Origin of the sequence: Paenibacillus soyae (genome assembly GCF_024623455.1) — a bacterium.
GTDB lineage: Bacteria > Bacillota > Bacilli > Paenibacillales > Paenibacillaceae > Pristimantibacillus > Pristimantibacillus soyae.
Window position 1 is genome coordinate 115511 of record NZ_JANIPJ010000017.1, and the last position, 16154, is coordinate 131664.

21 protein-coding genes and 1 riboswitch are annotated in these 16154 nt (G+C 58.2%); of the genes, 19 read left to right on the forward strand and 2 right to left on the reverse strand.

Annotated features, from left to right (window positions below; translation table 11 throughout):
• Window positions 1-10 precede the first annotated feature (10 nt).
• The 7 genes from NQZ67_RS21565 to NQZ67_RS21595 all read left to right on the forward strand — a co-directional run bounded on the left by NQZ67_RS21565 (window position 11) and on the right by NQZ67_RS21595 (window position 6963).
• A complete protein-coding gene (locus NQZ67_RS21565; protein WP_257449937.1) occupies window positions 11-382 on the forward strand; it encodes a sensory rhodopsin transducer in 372 nt (123 codons plus the stop codon).
• Between the two features lie 32 nt (window positions 383-414).
• Window positions 415-1635 carry an L-rhamnose isomerase gene (gene rhaI, locus NQZ67_RS21570; protein WP_257449939.1) on the forward strand — a complete coding sequence of 407 codons (1221 nt, stop codon included), beginning with the start codon at window positions 415-417 and terminating at the stop codon, window positions 1633-1635.
• Entirely contained in the window at window positions 1632-3113 is a 1482-nt protein-coding gene (locus tag NQZ67_RS21575; protein ID WP_257449942.1) for a rhamnulokinase, read from the forward strand. Before rhaI ends, NQZ67_RS21575 begins: the two co-directional genes overlap by 4 nt.
• Window positions 3114-3142: 29 nt before the next feature.
• On the forward strand, window positions 3143-3901 hold the full coding sequence (locus NQZ67_RS21580; protein ID WP_257450069.1) for a DeoR/GlpR family DNA-binding transcription regulator: 759 nt from the start codon (window positions 3143-3145) through the stop codon (window positions 3899-3901).
• Window positions 3902-3984: 83 nt separating this feature from the next.
• Window positions 3985-4713, forward strand: coding sequence for a (Fe-S)-binding protein (locus tag NQZ67_RS21585; protein WP_257449945.1), 729 nt, complete (start codon window positions 3985-3987; stop codon window positions 4711-4713).
• Window positions 4710-6230, forward strand: a complete 1521-nt coding sequence (locus NQZ67_RS21590) for a LutB/LldF family L-lactate oxidation iron-sulfur protein (RefSeq protein WP_257449948.1) — start codon at window positions 4710-4712, stop codon at window positions 6228-6230. The genes NQZ67_RS21585 and NQZ67_RS21590 overlap by 4 nt, the downstream gene beginning before the upstream one ends.
• The gene (locus tag NQZ67_RS21595) at window positions 6223-6963 is read left to right on the forward strand and encodes a LutC/YkgG family protein (RefSeq protein WP_257449951.1); all 741 of its coding nucleotides are present in this window, start codon (window positions 6223-6225) and stop codon (window positions 6961-6963) included. Before NQZ67_RS21590 ends, NQZ67_RS21595 begins: the two co-directional genes overlap by 8 nt.
• 203 nt (window positions 6964-7166) lie before the next feature.
• Here the strand turns inward: NQZ67_RS21595 and NQZ67_RS21600 are convergent, their stop codons facing one another.
• The gene (locus tag NQZ67_RS21600; protein WP_257449952.1) at window positions 7167-8063 is read right to left on the reverse strand and encodes a J domain-containing protein; all 897 of its coding nucleotides are present in this window, start codon (window positions 8061-8063) and stop codon (window positions 7167-7169) included.
• A gap of 153 nt (window positions 8064-8216) precedes the next feature.
• Here NQZ67_RS21600 and NQZ67_RS21605 point away from each other — a divergent pair, with 153 nt between their 5' ends.
• The 9 genes from NQZ67_RS21605 (at window position 8217) to NQZ67_RS21645 (ending at window position 14083) form a co-directional block, all read left to right on the forward strand.
• Entirely contained in the window at window positions 8217-8765 is a 549-nt protein-coding gene (locus NQZ67_RS21605; RefSeq protein ID WP_257449953.1) for a hypothetical protein, read from the forward strand.
• Between the two features lie 121 nt (window positions 8766-8886).
• A riboswitch (PreQ1 riboswitch) is annotated at window positions 8887-8930 on the forward strand.
• A gap of 214 nt (window positions 8931-9144) precedes the next feature.
• Window positions 9145-9813, forward strand: coding sequence for a 7-cyano-7-deazaguanine synthase QueC (gene queC / locus NQZ67_RS21610; protein ID WP_257450071.1), 669 nt, complete (start codon window positions 9145-9147; stop codon window positions 9811-9813).
• Entirely contained in the window at window positions 9813-10265 is a 453-nt protein-coding gene (locus NQZ67_RS21615; RefSeq protein ID WP_257449955.1) for a 6-pyruvoyl trahydropterin synthase family protein, read from the forward strand. The genes queC and NQZ67_RS21615 overlap by 1 nt, the downstream gene beginning before the upstream one ends.
• A complete protein-coding gene (gene queE, locus NQZ67_RS21620; RefSeq protein ID WP_257449956.1) occupies window positions 10258-10989 on the forward strand; it encodes a 7-carboxy-7-deazaguanine synthase QueE in 732 nt (243 codons plus the stop codon). The genes NQZ67_RS21615 and queE overlap by 8 nt, the downstream gene beginning before the upstream one ends.
• Window positions 10990-11361: 372 nt before the next feature.
• Window positions 11362-11859: a preQ(1) synthase gene (gene queF, locus NQZ67_RS21625; protein ID WP_257449958.1), complete on the forward strand. Its 498-nt coding sequence runs from the start codon at window positions 11362-11364 to the stop codon at window positions 11857-11859.
• Window positions 11860-12426: an SLOG family protein gene (locus tag NQZ67_RS21630; protein ID WP_257449961.1), complete on the forward strand. Its 567-nt coding sequence runs from the start codon at window positions 11860-11862 to the stop codon at window positions 12424-12426. It begins immediately after the preceding gene.
• A gap of 184 nt (window positions 12427-12610) precedes the next feature.
• The gene (locus NQZ67_RS21635) at window positions 12611-13006 is read left to right on the forward strand and encodes a phage holin family protein (protein WP_257449964.1); all 396 of its coding nucleotides are present in this window, start codon (window positions 12611-12613) and stop codon (window positions 13004-13006) included.
• A gap of 147 nt (window positions 13007-13153) precedes the next feature.
• Window positions 13154-13555: a YhjD family protein gene (locus NQZ67_RS21640; RefSeq protein WP_257449967.1), complete on the forward strand. Its 402-nt coding sequence runs from the start codon at window positions 13154-13156 to the stop codon at window positions 13553-13555.
• 135 nt (window positions 13556-13690) lie between these two features.
• Entirely contained in the window at window positions 13691-14083 is a 393-nt protein-coding gene (locus NQZ67_RS21645) for a cupredoxin domain-containing protein (protein ID WP_257449969.1), read from the forward strand.
• Between the two features lie 57 nt (window positions 14084-14140).
• Here NQZ67_RS21645 and NQZ67_RS21650 read toward each other — a convergent pair whose 3' ends face one another.
• Window positions 14141-14398 carry a hypothetical protein gene (locus tag NQZ67_RS21650; protein WP_257449971.1) on the reverse strand — a complete coding sequence of 86 codons (258 nt, stop codon included), beginning with the start codon at window positions 14396-14398 and terminating at the stop codon, window positions 14141-14143.
• A gap of 132 nt (window positions 14399-14530) precedes the next feature.
• On the opposite strand from NQZ67_RS21650, the gene NQZ67_RS21655 reads away from it, so the two are divergent.
• From NQZ67_RS21655 to NQZ67_RS21665, 3 genes are all read left to right on the forward strand, one after another.
• Entirely contained in the window at window positions 14531-14818 is a 288-nt protein-coding gene (locus NQZ67_RS21655) for a Dabb family protein (protein ID WP_257449973.1), read from the forward strand.
• Between the two features lie 146 nt (window positions 14819-14964).
• Window positions 14965-15384, forward strand: coding sequence for a DUF86 domain-containing protein (locus tag NQZ67_RS21660; RefSeq protein WP_257449975.1), 420 nt, complete (start codon window positions 14965-14967; stop codon window positions 15382-15384).
• A gap of 66 nt (window positions 15385-15450) precedes the next feature.
• Window positions 15451-16143: a helix-turn-helix transcriptional regulator gene (locus tag NQZ67_RS21665; protein ID WP_257449977.1), complete on the forward strand. Its 693-nt coding sequence runs from the start codon at window positions 15451-15453 to the stop codon at window positions 16141-16143.
• Window positions 16144-16154: the final 11 nt, after the last annotated feature.

The following is a 16154-nucleotide window of genomic DNA, read 5'->3' on the forward strand; positions in this document are numbered from 1 at the left end:
GGAGGCTGCCATGTACCAGGCTTTGGGAGAGAAGCATTGGATCATTCCGGACGGGTTCATCCCTCCGGACAGCAGCGGCAATTTGACAAGTCACGAGTCCGTCTGCGTGCTTAATACGTCTTCGGAGGAAGCGATGTTATTGTTCACCGTTTTCTTCGAAGACCGCGAGCCGCTAGAGAATATGATGTTCGTCGTTCCGGCGAGGAGAACCAAGCACATCCGCACGTCCGCCCTGCATAAGGGCGGAACGGGCATTCCGGTCGGAGTGCCTTACGCGATCGAGGTGCGCAGCGACATTCCCGTCGTCGTGCAATACAGCCGTCTAGATTCCACTCAAGCGGAGAACGCGCTCATGTCGACGATGGCTTTTCCGATCAAATAACTACTATTCATATAACGAGAGGGTGTGCAGGCATGACAGATCGCGCATACGCGTTGTTCGAGGAGCAGCAGGCAGCAAGGGGCATTAATCTGGAGGAAGTGAAGGCGCGGCTGAAGGAGCTGCGCATCGAGACGCCTTCCTGGGGCTACGGCGATTCCGGCACCCGGTTCAAGGTGTTTCAGAAGGAAGGCGTGCCGCGCGACCCGTTCGAGAAATTCGAGGACGCCGCTCAGGTTCATAAGCTGACGGGCCTTGCGCCCTCGGTCGCGATCCATATTCCGTGGGATAAGGTGGACGACTACGGCAAGCTGAGAGCGCATGCGGAGAATTTGGGACTCTCGATCGGAGCGGTCAACCCGAACCTGTTCCAGGAAGACGATTACATGCTCGGCAGCGTAACGAACTCGGACGCGGCCATCCGCCGCAAAGCGACGGATCACCTTCTGGAGTGCGTGGACATTGCCAAGGAAACCGGCTCCCGCGATCTCAGCCTTTGGTTCGCGGACGGCACCAACTACCCGGGACAAGGCAGCATCCGGAAGCGGAAGGGCTGGATGCAGGACTCTTTGACGGAGATGTATAAAGCGCTTACTCCGGAGATGCGGATGCTGATCGAATACAAATGCTTCGAGCCTGCGTTCTATCATACGGATCTCGCGGACTGGGGCATGGCGTACAATATGGCGCTTAAGCTCGGCCCTCAAGCGGAGGTGCTCGTCGATACCGGCCATCATCTGCCGGGCGCGAACATCGAGCATATCGTGGCGTACCTGATCGACGAGAAGAGGCTCGGCGGCTTCCACTTCAACAGCCGGAAGTACGCGGACGACGACTTGATCGTGGGTTCGGTCAACCCTTACGAGCTTTTCCTTATCTTCTATCAGATCTTAAGCGCGGCAAGCGACGGCGACGCCGGCATTCGCAGCTGCGTCAGCAATATCGCCTATATGATCGACCAATCGCATAACATCGAGCAGAAAATTCCGGCCATGCTGCGTTCCGTGCTGAACGTGCAGACGCAATACGCCAAGGCTTTGCTGGTCAACCATGAAGAGGTTGAAGAAGCGGCCAACCGCCATGACGTGCTCGCGGCCGAGCATGCCGTGCGCAGCGCGTTCGAATTCGACGTGACGCCTCTGCTGCACGTCCTGCGCGAAGAACAAGGCTTGCCTCTTGATCCGATGAAAGCGTACCTGTCCAGCGGCTATGGCAATGGCATTCTCGCCCGCGGCAAGGGAGGTGCAAGCTGGTGACGCACGTACTCGCCTTCGACCTCGGCGCAAGCAGCGGCAGGGCGATGCTCGGCCGGCTTGTAGACGGCAAGATCGAAATCGAAGAGCTTCACCGGTTTTCCAACGATCCCGTTCAGGCGGGGGGCCGCCTGCACTGGGATATTCTGCGGCTCCTCCATGAGCTGAAGCAGAGCCTTCTGAAGGCGAAGCATCGCGGCGTCGTGATCGACAGCATCGGCATCGACACCTGGGGCGTCGACTTCGGCATGCTCGACCGAAGCGGCGAACTCCTGGGCAATCCGATCCATTACCGGGATCCGCATACGAACGGGAAGATGGAGAGCGTGTTCGAGAAGGTGCCCGCGGAGGAAGTATTCGCCCGCACCGGCATTCAGTTCATGTCGATCAACACGCTCTATCAGCTCGCGTCCTTGAGTGACGCCGGCTCGGTGCTGGTCAGGGAGGGCCGGGAATTTCTAATGATTCCGGCGCTCCTCCGGTATTACTTAACGGGAGAGAAGCACAACGAGTTCTCGCTCGCGACGACGACGCAAATGTTCAATCCGCTTTCGGGCGATTGGGACGGCAGGCTGCTGGAGGCGATCGGCGTCGACCCCGCGCTGTTCGCCCCCGTCGTTCAGCCGGGTACCCGAGTCGGCCGGCTTAGCAGCGCGTTATGCGAGGAATTGGGCATTGAGTCGGCGCCGGTTATCGCGGTAGCCGAGCATGACACGGGCTCCGCCGTCGCGGCCGTGCCGGCGAAGGAGCAAGCTTTTGCTTACCTCAGCTGCGGCACCTGGTCGCTGATCGGCACGGAGGTTGCCGAGCCGGTGCTGACCGAGAGGGCGCGGGAGCTTAATTTCACGAACGAAGGCGGCGTATATGGAACTTACCGGCTGCTGAAGAACATCATGGGGCTTTGGATTTTGCAAGAATGCAGAAGGGCTTGGGAGCGCGAAGGCCATAGCTATTCGTTCCCGGAGCTCGTGCAGCTGGCTTCCGCGGCGGAGCCGTTCGCGGCTTTCATCGACGTCGACGACGAGCTGTTCCTGCAGCCGGGCGACATGGCCGCCCAGATTCGCGCTTACTGCGCCCGGACGGGCCAGAAGGCGCCGGAAGGACCCGGCGCTTACGTCCGGGCGATTCTGGAAGGCCTCGCGTTCAAATACCGCCATGCGCTCGAGCAAACCGAGGAGCTGGCCGGAGTCCAATTCGGCGGACTGCATATGGTCGGGGGCGGCATTCAGAACACGCTGCTCTGCCAATGGACGGCGAACGCGATCGGCAAGACGGTATGGGCGGGCCCCACGGAGGGGAGCGCGATCGGCAATATGCTGGTACAATGGATTACAAACGGCGATTTGAAGGATATTTGGGAAGCTCGCCGCGCCGTATCGGAATCGTTCCCTGTGACGGTCTACGAACCAGGCGAACGGGAATCGTGGAATTCCGCGTACGATACGTTCAAAGCGAAAACGGGACTAATCGATTCGATATAGAATTCATGAGGCAGGAGTCGAGGTTGGTTATGCTGGTAGCGGAGCGGTACGACAAAATTGTAGGATTGGTGAATGAAAGAGGCAGCATCCGCGTAACGGAGCTGAGCGAGCTGTGCGGCGTAACGGAAGAGACGATCCGGCGGGATCTGGATCGGCTCGAGCAAGCGGGCCGCCTGCGGCGCTCGCACGGAGGCGCCGTCAGCGTCAGGGACGGCCAGCCGGAGACGCCTTATTTCGAACGCGAAGTGGCGCATGCCGACGAGAAACGAAGAATTGCCGAGGAAGCGGTCAAGCTGATCGAGCCGAAGCAGCGGATCTTGCTGGACGCAAGCTCGACGGCGTGGTATATGGCGGCGAATATGCCGGATATTCCGCTTACCGTGCTGACCAACTCGATCAAGGTGGCGGTCGAGCTCTCCTCCAAGGAGCGCATCGAAGTCATCTCGACCGGGGGCATTCTGGCAGCCCGCAGCCTATCTTACGTCGGACCGCTCGCCGAACGTTCGCTGGATGCTTATCATGTCGACAAAGCGTTCCTCTCCTGCAAGGGAGTCCATCTGGAGCGGGGGGCCAGCGAATCGAACGAGCTGCAGGCGCGCATCAAGCAGCGCATGACGGGCATGGCCGATCAGGTCATTCTGCTCGCCGATTCCAGCAAATTCGGCGTTCAAGCGTTCACGCATGTGGCCGATTTGAACCAAATTCATGTCATCATCACGGATGACGGATTATCTCGGGAGCATGCGGACGGTCTTCGTGACCGCGGCATCGCCCTGATGACCGTGTGACGCAAGTTTTTTTGGCGCCGGCTTCGGTTTAGGGGAAGCGCGGCGCTTTTTCATACCTGATCTAACAGACTGAGGTGAGGCGTTTGAAAGTTTCCTTGTTCGTGACATGCTTAAGCGACAACATCTACCCCAAGGTAACCGAAGCGATGGCGCGCCTGCTAGCGCGTCTGGGCGTCGAGGTGAGCTTCCCGCCCGGGCAAACCTGCTGCGGGCAGCCGGCCTACAACAGCGGTTATTGGAAGCAAGCCAGGGAATCGGCATTGACGCTGCTTGACGCGTTCGAAGACAGCGACTTCGTCATTTCGCCGTCCGGCTCCTGTACCGGCATGATCCACCATTACTCGAAGCTGTTCGAGAACGAGCCCGAGCAGCTGGAGAGGACGGCCCGGCTGCAGAGCAAAAGCTACGAGTTTACGCAATTTCTCGTGAACGTGCTCGGCGTAACGGACCTGGGAGCCGTATTCCCCCGTAAGGTGACGTATCATCCCTCCTGCCACGGCAGCCGGATTCTCGGCGTGAAGGAAGAGCCGATGCGGCTGATGAAAGACGTGCGCGGGCTCGAGCTGGTGCCGCTGCCGTTCGCCGAGGACTGCTGCGGCTTCGGCGGCACGTTCGCCGTTAAGATGGCGGATATTTCCGGCGCGATGGTGACCGAGAAGGCGGCCCACGTCCTGGAGACGGAGGCGGAGGTGCTCGTCGGACTCGACATGGCCTGCCTCATGAACATCGCGGGCAACCTTCGGTTCCGCGGCGAGAAAGTGCGAGTCATGCATCTGGCGGAATTGCTGTACGAAGGGGTGAAGGGAGCATGAGCGGTCCGGTAAAAGGCGGCGCGACGGTCAAAGCGCGAGCGGAGCTGGCGCTGAACGACGAGTTTCTGCGCAAAGCGGTCCGTTTCACGACGGAGCGTCTGCGGAACGGCAAGAAAAAGGCGTCCGAGGAGCACGGCAACTGGGAAGAATGGCGGGAGCGCGGCCGGCAGATCCGGCTTCATACGATCGCCCATCTGGATTATTATTTGAACTTGTTCGTGAATAACGCCCGGGCGAACGGCGTGCATGTCCATTTTGCCGAGACGGCCGAAGAAGCGGTTAAGCTGACGCTCGATATCGCGAAGCATTCGGGAGCCAGGTCCGTCGTGAAATCGAAGTCGATGGTGACGGAGGAGCTGCATCTGAATCACGCGCTCGATTCCATCGGCGTGGAAGCGATCGAAACGGATCTTGGCGAATACATTATCCAGCTGGCTGGCGAGATGCCGTCGCATATCGTTATTCCGGCGATTCACAAGAACAGATACCAGATCGCGGAGCTGCTTTCGAAGGAAGCGGGCTACGAGCTGCCGCCGGATACGACGGCGCTGGCCGGCTTCGTCCGCAAGAAGCTCCGGGAGAAGTTCCTCGAGGCGGACATCGGCATGACCGGCTGCAACTTCGCCATCGCGGAGACGGGCTCCATGGTGCTGTTCGAGAACGAAGGCAACGCGCGCATGGTCAGCACCGTGCCGAAGACGCAGGTCACGCTGATGGGCATGGAACGCATCATTCCGTCCTGGTCGGACCTCGAAGTGATGGCGACGCTTCTGCCGCGCTCCGCGACGGGACAGAAGCTGACGATGTACATGTCCGGCATTACGGGCCCTCGCCGTAGCGGCGACGCGGACGGGCCGGAGGAAATGCACATCATCATCGTCGACAACGGACGCTCCCTGCAGCTCGGCGACCCCGAGTTCCAGGAGCTGCTTAACTGCATTCGCTGCGGCGCCTGTCTGAACGCCTGCCCGGTGTACCGGCATATCGGCGGCCACGCGTACGGCAGCACGTACAGCGGCCCGATCGGCGCGGTGCTCACGCCGTCCCTGAACAAGAACATCGCGGAATGGGACGATATCGCGAACGCCTCCAGCTTGTGCGGCGCCTGCTATGAAGCGTGCCCCGTCAAAATTCCGCTGCACGACATGCTTGTCTACCTGCGCCGCCGCAAGGTAGAGAGCGGCCACGGCAACAAGCTGGAGTCGATCGGCATGCAGGGCTTCGCCTCCGTCATGGGCAGCGCGAAGCGGATGAGCGGCATCGTGAAGCTCGGCAAGCTGGGGCAGAAGCTGGTCGCGAAGGACGGCGAAATCCGGCTCAAGCTCGGCCCGCTGAAGGGCTGGAACACCTACCGCGTCACGCCGAGTCTGCCGAAGGAGGCGTTCCGCGACCAGTGGCCGACGCTAGAGAGCGAGCTGAGGAACGAGCTTCGCGAGATGAAGCCGGATATGCTGGAACGCATGAAACAAGTGGCTGAGCGGCAAAAACAAGGCGGAGGAGGGGGACATCATGGCTAATCAGCAACAGGAATCGCATGCGGAGTGGCTGGCGAGGCTGGCCGAGGAGTCGAAGGCGAAGCAGGAGAAATTCATGAACGGTATCGCGAAGCGGCTCGGCCATCCGCGAATGACGTCCGCCCCCGCCCATCCTTACCGCGGCGCCCCTGACTTCTGGAAGGCGTATGAATGGACGCCGGAGGAGCGAATCCAAGGCTTCACGGACAACTTCCTGTCCGTCGGCGGTCATGTGGCTCGGCTTGAGAGCCTGGCAGACGCGGCCGCGTTCATCGCGGGCAAAGCCGAGGAGATGAGCGCCCGCACCGTCCTCCGCCAAGACGATCCCGCGCTCGCGGAGCTGCGGCTGGAGGAGACGCTGCCTGCGGGCGCGTCCGTCTCCGTCTGGAACAGCGACGACGAGTCGCAGTGGAAAACGGTCGCCGCCGGAGCGGATTTCGGCGTCGTGCAAGCCGATCATGCCGTCGCCTACACCGGCTCCGTGACGGTGCTGTCGGCCAGCGGCAAGGGCCGCTCCGTCAGTCTGCTGCCGACGGTGCTGTTCATCGTTATCCCCGTGGAGCGAATCAAGACGCGCCTCGGCGAGGTGCTGACGACGTTCGACGAGACGGGCCGCGAAGGCTTGCCTGCAGGCATCCATTTCATCTCGGGGCCGAGCCGCTCGTCCGATATCGAAAACGATCTGACAATCGGCGTTCACGGCCCCGGCATCGTATACGCGCTGCTGGTCGGCTAGATCATTCGTTCGGGCTTCATCTACACGAATGCTTCCGCAGGGGCCGCGGGCTGGCGATAACGGGGTACTTAGATACGCGCAGGCTGACAATAACGATCAACGGTGTACTTACTTGGCGTTCTCCATAGACAAAAGGCAAGTCCACAGCAGCTTCAGCTGCTTGTCGGACTTGCCTTTTTCGGTGTGCTCTCGGGCGCGCGCCACTACTCAGGCGTGGATGCCAAATACTCCTGAATGAACTTCACCGCGTTCTCCGGATGCGGCGCGTCTACGCGAATGCCCACGACCATCTCTTTCTTCATGAGCGGCAAGTCGTCGAACAGCTTCGTGTCCGTCAGGTCGATGCCGTAGACGACCGGAGCCGGGTCGTCTTCCGTCTGATGCTTCATCGCTTTATCGCCGGCTGCCGCTTCCGCGAGCTCCGGAATGTCCTCGAGCTTCTTCAGCGCGCCTTGCCCGCCCATCCACTCGAACATGAATTTGTCCATGACGTAAATATCGGGCTTCTCGGACATGACGGTGACGACGGCCTTCTGCAGGTAGGCGTATTGGTTGCCATCCTCTTGAGGCACGAATATAATGCTGGATTCCACGCGCTTCCAATCGGTGAACGTCTGAAGCATCTTCTCGTTGACCGCTTTGATGTCGCTGCCTTCCTGCTCCATGAAGAGACCCATGTAGGTAACCTCCAGATCGACTGGAGGAAGGCTCGCCAAGTAGCGTTCATGCTCCTTGTGGTCGATATAGCTGACAATGCCGTATATAATGAGTGCAATTACCGCTATGGCCCCGAACGTATGAACTTTGTAATACCGCCAGAAGTGGTCCAGCTTCTGGGCTTGGCCGGCCATGTTTTTGTATTTGCCGTATTCCTGCTCGTTGAACGCTTCCGTAAATTTCTTGTCCTCTTGCGCCAGAATGAAACGGTAGGCTTCGGTTACCTTCGCGAAATCGCTTTCTTCGGCGGCGTCATCCGGGCCTCCGGATTTGGCGCGCGACCGTTCTCTCTTCATGAGCGTCGTGTAACGCTTCTCGACTTCGTCCTTGGGCGCGTTCTCTTCCAATCCCATGGTCTTGTAGGCTTGCTTCAGGTCTTCCACGATAGTCACCTCTATTTAATAAGAAGATCTAGCAATCTGCTATCTATTAGTATACGGGGAACACCGCGGCTAACGCAAACAGAAGGATGCGGCGCCTCGGCTCCAAATGTTACAATATGTTGAAGCTGAACGAAAAGGGGCGCTCTCGCGAAAATGTTTGACCCGACCGTATTCGACAACTTGAAAGTCGCCGTAGAGAACGAGTTTTACGATTTGGACAACCTGGACCGGATCATCGACATCACCAATCGCAGGGACCTGCTCGATATGGCGGTCATGTCCCGCGAGTTCTCGCTGTTCTTCCGACTGGCGAAGGACAGACGGGCGGAGGCCGAGCTTGTTCTGGACACCTCGCTGCGGGACTTGGCGGCGGAGCTGCTGGAGCGGCCCGAAGAGAAGGCGGCATGCGGACTTAAGTTCCGGTTCCATCTCGAGACGCCTCTCGAAGGCGCAGAGGCGTTATGCCAGGAGATCGAACGATGTCTCATGGACATCTGGCTGCCCGAGGAGAAGCCGGCGCAGACGCTGAGCCGCTCGTACGGCGACGAGTCCGGCCGTTGCCGCAACGTCGTCGAGCTGAGGTTCGGCCGGCGCATCGGCGAAGAGCAGATGGACGACATCCCTGAGCTGGCGAAGCATGCCGTACGTACGCTGGAAGCGCTGTGCGGACTGATGGCCGCGGAGGAGCAGGGCCTGCCGTAACACTTGCTTGGGCGGAAACTACCTATTCCATTCGCCATGGGTCTGTGCTATAGTACGAGAGAACAATTGAAGACGCAAATCCGGCTTGAACGTCCTTCCCGGCAGGGAATGGGAACGGCGGCCGGGAGAGGTTCGCGAACTCCCTCTATAAAAAACTAAAACGTAGCGGTGGCCTGTCCATATGCGCGTTGTCCAAGCTTTTTGGACAACGTCAATCAGGCATCGTCGTTTTTGTGTTCGGCGTTTCGCCGCTTCCGACGGGAGCAGGCGGGGCGCCGTTTCTTATTTGATCGAACGCGCCGGAACCGCGCTGCCATGCGCTGCCGGCGTCTACTGCGGACTTCCGTCTTCTCAAGCAACGGGAGGAGGAAACATCATGTTGAAGCAAGAGAAAGCCGTCGTCGTATTCAGCGGCGGCCAAGATAGCACGACCTGCCTGTTCTGGGCATTGGAACGGTTCGCGGAAGTGGAGGCGATTACGTTCAATTACGGCCAGCGCCACAAGCTGGAGCTGGACTGCGCGGCGGAGATCGCGGCCGAGCTTGGCGTCAAGCACCATGTGCTCGACATGTCGCTCCTGAACCAGCTGGCGCCTAACGCGCTTACGCGGGGCGACATCGCCATCGAGGAGAAGGAGGGCGAGCTGCCGACGACGTTCGTCGACGGCCGCAATCTGCTGTTCCTGTCATTCGCCGCCGTGCTCGCGAAGGGCATCGGCGCCAGACATATCGTAACGGGCGTCTGCGAGACGGATTTCAGCGGTTATCCCGACTGCCGCGACGTATTCATCAAATCGCTGAACGTGACGCTTAACCTGTCCATGGATTACAATTTCGTCATCGATACGCCGCTCATGTGGCTGAACAAAGCGGAGACGTGGGCGCTGGCGGACGAGCTCGGCGCGTTCGACTTCGTGCGGGAGCGCACGCTCACCTGCTACAACGGCGTGAAGGCGGACGGCTGCGGCGAATGCCCGGCATGCAAGCTTCGCCGCAAGGGGCTGGACGACTACGTCGCGTCGCGCGGCGCGAAGGGGGCGGAGCGCTAATGCTTCAGCAAATCTACCCGTCCCCGCAGCATGACTACTGTTATGAGCTGAACAAGGATTTTCAATTCGCCGCGGCGCACTACGTGCCGTCCGAGGAAGCGGGCAAATGCCGCATGATGCACGGGCATACGTATTACGCCAACGTGACGGTGGCCGGCGACGAGCTGGACGCGACGGGATTTCTAGTCAATTTCTCCATTATTAAAAAGCTGATCCACGACCGGTTCGACCATACGCTCCTGAACGATGACGCGGAAAGCTTCGACGCGGCGGATCCGAACCGCTTCCCGACGACGGAGGTCGTTGCGCGCACGATCTGCGATATCGTGCAGCGCTACCTGGACGGCACGGCCAACAAGCCGAGGTGTCTGCAAGTCTATCTGCGAGAGACGCCGACCAGCTATTGCGTGTACCGTCCGAAGCGGAACGGGAGGGCGGCTTCCCATGATTAAGGAAAGACCGATTCCCGTCCTCGAGGTGTTCGGGCCGACGGTTCAGGGCGAGGGCATGGTCATCGGACGCAAGACGATGTTCGTCCGCACGGCCGGCTGCGATTACTCCTGCTCGTGGTGCGACTCCGCCTTCACGTGGGACGGCAGCGGCAAGGACGACATCCGGCTGCTGGCCGCGTCGGACGTCATCGCGGAGCTGGAGACCATCGGCGGCGCGGCCTTCGATCACGTCACCATCTCCGGCGGCAATCCCGCGCTGCTTCCGCAGCTCGGCGGTCTGATCGACGGCCTGCACGCACGCGGCATTCAGGTCGCCCTCGAGACGCAGGGCAGCCGCTGGCAGCCTTGGTTCGCCGACATCGACGACCTGACGCTGTCGCCCAAGCCGCCAAGCTCGGGCATGTCCACTAATTGGGAGGTGCTGGACGATATCGTCCGGCGCCTCTCGGAAGCCGGACGGCGCTTCTGCATGAAGGTCGTCGTATTCGACGACGAAGATCTTGCTTACGCGAAGCTCGTGCATGAACGCTACCCGGGTATTCCGTTTTACGCGCAGGCCGGCAACGATAATCTGACCGAGACGGATCCGGCGATTATGCTGCCGTACCTTGTGGAGCGTTACGAATGGCTGATCGGCCGAACGATGGCGGACGAGACGCTGCGCGGCATCCACGTGCTGCCGCAGCTTCATACATGGGTATGGGGCAACAAGAAAGGCGTGTGAGAGGTCGTTCAAAAAGTCCACTTTTGATCACGAGGTATGCCACGAAGCATATTCGACATCGAATCTTGAATTCAGCCGGGACAGCTTATGCTTACGAAGTATGTTTCCTTCGGAAACATTTGAGGTGCTCACGTAGCTCCCACTAAGCGTATGCTTACGATGCCGTTTTCTTCGAAAACGTGGACCGCTCCTCATTCCCTAGCTTCATTCAACCTTCTACAGCGTTTTTGAAAAAAACGCAGCATCGGAAGCATCCGCTATTGTGCTGAAAAGCGGCTTTTTGAACTTTTATTTGTATGAGGAAATGAACGATCAATGATTATGGCGGGAGGAAGAGCCCGCGCAACCTTACGATATAGGAAGTGAGACGACATGGAAGGAAGAAACAAAGAAGAGCTGGACGGCATTACGCTGCTCGGCAACCAGGGGACGAAGTACCCGTTCAACTACGCGCCGGAGGTGCTCGAGTCGTTCGACAACAAGCATCAGGGCCGCGACTATTTCGTGAAATTTAATTGTCCGGAGTTCACGAGCCTGTGTCCGATTACGGGGCAGCCGGATTTCGCGACGATCTATATCTCCTATATTCCCGACGTGAAGATGGTCGAAAGCAAGTCGCTGAAGCTGTATCTGTTCAGCTTCCGCAATCACGGCGACTTCCACGAGGATTGCATGAACATTATCATGAACGACCTCATCAAGCTGATGGACCCTCGTTATATCGAGGTATGGGGCAAGTTCACGCCGCGCGGCGGCATCTCTATCGATCCGTATTGCAACTGGGGCCGCCCGGGCACCAAATACGAAGCGATGGCGGAGCACCGCTTGATGAACCATGATCTGTACCCTGAGAAGGTCGACAACCGCTAGATGAAGAACGTGCTCATTACCGGATACCGGGCGCACGAGCTGAACATATTCAGCCAGAAGCACAAAGGGATCGGCTATATCCAGCAAGCGATCGCGAACAAGCTGAGGCCGCTGGTCGAAGAAGGACTGGAGTGGGTCATCACGCCGGGCCAATATGGCGTCGACCTGTGGGCCTGCGAGACCGTCATCGCGATGAAAAGGCAGTATCCGGGGCTCAAGCTGTCCATTCTAACCGCTTTCGCGAATCCGGAGGAAGGCTGGAAGGACGACAAGAAGGACTACTTCCAGGGTCTCCTCCCCGGCGTCGACTACTACGCGTCCGTCTCGAAGGGCGCCTATGACGGGCCGTGGCAATTCAAAGCGAGGGACGAGCTGCTGCTGCGCAAGACGGACGGCATCATTCTGGTCTACGACGAGGACGCGGGAGAAGGAAGCCCGAAGTATATGAAGGAAATGGCGCGCAAGAAGGAGCAGCGGGGCGATTACCGGATCATCTCGATCTCCTCGGACGATATTCAGAGCATTGCCGACGAAGAGAGCTACCGTGATCTGGACGGCGGAGCGTAAGGGACATATAAGAGCTGACGCCGATATTGGCGGGGGCTCTTTTTTTTTGGATCGCCGCGTGCAGGCGAACGTTGCGGTCGAAATGCCTTTTTTTCGCGAAAAGGCTTGTACGGGGACAAGTTAACGGACAGTCGGGCCAACTCTCGCATATAGTATCTTGTACACTATTTTTGGAGGTGAAGATATGCCGTTATTATGGCTATGTTCCGCCTGCGGAGTATTGGGCTCGATCGTAACGTTCGCCTTCGGAGGGTGGATGGAGTCGCTTAGCGTATTGCTGGTGGCGATGGGCATTGACTATGTGACCGGGGTCGCGGCTTCCATTAAGGAAGGGAAAGGGCTTAGCAGCTCCTTAGGCGCATGGGGGCTGGCCCGCAAGGGGTTTTCGCTGCTCGTCATTCTGCTCGCGCACCGGATTGATATTTTGCTCGAAACCAACAACATGACGATGGGCGCGGCGGTCTACTTCTATATCGCCAACGAGCTGATCTCCGTCGTGGAGAACTACGGCAGATTAGGGTTTCCCCTGCCGGACCGGATTCGCAAGCTGATCGAAGTGCTCAAGAGCAAAGGTAGCTAGAGGGGACTAGCCCTGCGCTTCGATGGAACAAGCCTCCTCGGGCTGAGCCTGGAGGGGGTTATTTCCGCTTGCATCATATGGCGGAACCTGCATATAATAAGAACGGGTGTTCTTATTATGAAGGTTGAAACGTATGGAGGGGTGGCAATGGCCGCTAACAGAGTGGAAGGGCATGGCGCAGCGAGAACGGCTTCGCCTCCGCCCATACAGACAGAGGATGAGCTGGAGCTCGTGAAGCATTTCGTCCTGCTAGGTATCGTCATGCGCATATTGGATCATGATATACGGGTAATCGCGGCGTCAGGGATGAAGCTGCCGCGTTTCTATGAATCGCTGCTGCGGGGTATACAGGACCGCGTCCTGCTCGATCTGGCGGATCTGCGCAGGCAATTCCGGGGCAAAGGCATCAAGATTTACGAGGAGAAGCAGGAGCCGGACGGCTTGCGTGCGCAATATGTATGCCGCGGCTACCACCATCAGTTTTTTATGCTGTGGGGGTTCGTCAAAGCCGAATCCGAAAGAGTGCTTAAGCAGTATCTGAGCAGATGATATGCCGTTGTTCAAAGTTCTGTCACAAAAAGCGAAAAAACTTTTCCTCTTTACTCAGTTTAAGGTTGAGAACTTCGGACGATCTTATGTAATATATGAGGTAGACATTATGAACGCAAAGGGGAGCACGTAGCAATGCATAAATGGATTATGTTCGTATTTTTCACAGCGGCGTCTTTGCTGGGCTTGTATTTGCTCACATTCCAACTGCCGGAGAAGGAAGTGGACCCGGCGGCCCATCTGCCTGAGGGCGTATCGCTGATGACCATTCAAGCAAGAAGCGATTTTACGTTTAACGAGGAAGTATTCACCGCCAAGGTCGGCGATAAGGTCATTATTAAGATGCAGAACAAAGGCGGCATTCACGGCGTGAATATCGATGCGCTGAACGTATCGCTGACTGCCGAGGCGCCGGAGACGGAGCAAATCGAGTTCACGGAGCCGGGCGAATACGAAATCTATTGTTCGATCCCGTGCGGCCAAGGTCACCAAACGATGAAAGCGAAGCTTGTCATCGAGGCGGCGTAAACCGAACCACGGAAGCAAAAAGGAGCCGAAAGGCTCCTTTTCCCATATGCGGCGGGTTTAAGCGCGGCTCCTTCTGCCCCTGCGGTCGCGGGCAATCATTCTGTCCGCGACGTAACCGACCAGCGCCCATGTGAGGACGGTCAGCGCGTACAGCAGCAGAACGCTTACCTCGTGAATATCGACGAAGAAGTCGGTTACCCAAGCGGGCACGCTCAGCATGAAAAAAACCATGTTATGCGGATCGTAGCCCGTATAGTTGAAGGCGCAGATCGCAAGTCCGATAAGCGTAGCAATCGTAGTGAACGTATAGCGCATGTGCGGGTGATCTCCTTTAACTAAAGATTGCCGTAATGCGATGCCATAGGTTATTATGTGACAAAAGGACGAAACTCATGTGCCGGGCGCGCCGCGCTCAGCGCCATACATATTCGAGGAGGAAATGACGGCATGATTACACATATCGTATGCTTCAAGCTTAAGGACAACAGCGAGGAGAGCGTAGCCCGAACGGCTGCGGTGCTTCGTGACATGGAAGGCAAGATCGACGAGCTTAGGTACATCGAGGTAGGCATCGACGTGCTTCATTCGGAGCGTTCCTACGACATCGCTCTTATTACGAAATTCGACTCGAGGGCCGCGCTGGAAGCGTACCAAGTGCATCCCGTGCACAAAAAAGTGATCGAGCACATCATGCAGGTGCGCGAAGCGATAGTCAGCGTCGATTTCGAAAGCTAAGGAGAAGTTGAAGCATCATGGCAGAAATGAGAGACGTATACGAAATGATGACATACCTGCTCGTTATTATTCTGAGCAGCATCGTCATGGTGGCTTGGCTGAAACGGAAAGCCAAACGCAAGAAGTAACGGAAAGCGGGTAGGACTATGTATTATGTGAACCAGGAACAAATCGCCGTGAGGCTGGCGACGATACCGGAGATTACGGAAGCGCTAAGCGTTCTGGCGGCGAATTGGAAGGGCGATTTGCTGCAAGGCTTGGCGCAAGAGCGCGCGCTTCATCTCGCCATCGAGACCGTCACGGACGTCGGCAGCTACCTGATCGACGGTTTCATCATGAGAGACGCGAGCAGCTATGAAGACATTGTGGAAATAACGGCCGGGGAGGGCGTCTTCCCGGGGGAGCTTCAGGATACGTTAGTCGAGCTGGTGAAGCTGCGGAGAGCCATCGTGCAGGACTATTACGCATGGCCCCGCGCGGAGCTGCATCCTTTGACTAAGACTCTAATCGAGGCTTTGCCCGCGTTCAAGTCGGCTGTCGAAGGATATCTCGAGAGGGAGCTCTAGGGACGGGACCCGTAGAACGAGAAGGCATCTTAGTTAACGCAGGCAGCTGGAGAGCGGGGTGGCGGCATGAGACGAAGCGATAACGATAGGACAGACGAAGCGCCGAAGGCAGGCGCCACGACCCGCGAGCGCATTCTGGTGCTGCTGAAGACCAGGGGCCGGATGGGAGCCGGCGAGCTGTCCGCCGAGCTGGAGCTGACCGAGATGGCGATCAGGCGCCATATGTACGAGCTGGAGCGGGAGGGAGTCATCCGGATTACGTCCGTTCGGCAGAAGATGGGAAGACCGCTGCATGCCTTCGAGCTGACGGCGGACTCTGACGATCTTTTCCCGAAAAATTACCATACGCTGGCCCTCGATTTGCTCTCGGAGCTGGAGGAGGATCCGGAGACGAAGCCGCTCATCGGCCGGATGTTCGAAGGCAGGAAGCGCAAGCTTCAGGAACGGTACGCTCCGCGCATGGATGGCAAGAGCTTGGAGGAACGGGTATACGAGCTTGCGCACATTCAGAACGCCGGCGGCTACATGGCCGAAGTGGAGCAAGACTCTGATGAAGGCTATCTGCTCCATGAATACAATTGCCCGATTACAGGCGTCGCCGGAAAGTACGAACAGGCCTGCAGCTGCGAGCTGGCCTTGTTCCAGGAACTGTTGGAGGCGCCCGTCGAACGCACGGAATGTCTGGCCAAAGGCGGTTCGCGGTGCACCTACGTGATCGCAGGAGGCCAAGTCTCGAAGCGTAGACGCACAACGTCATAAATGGGAAAGTC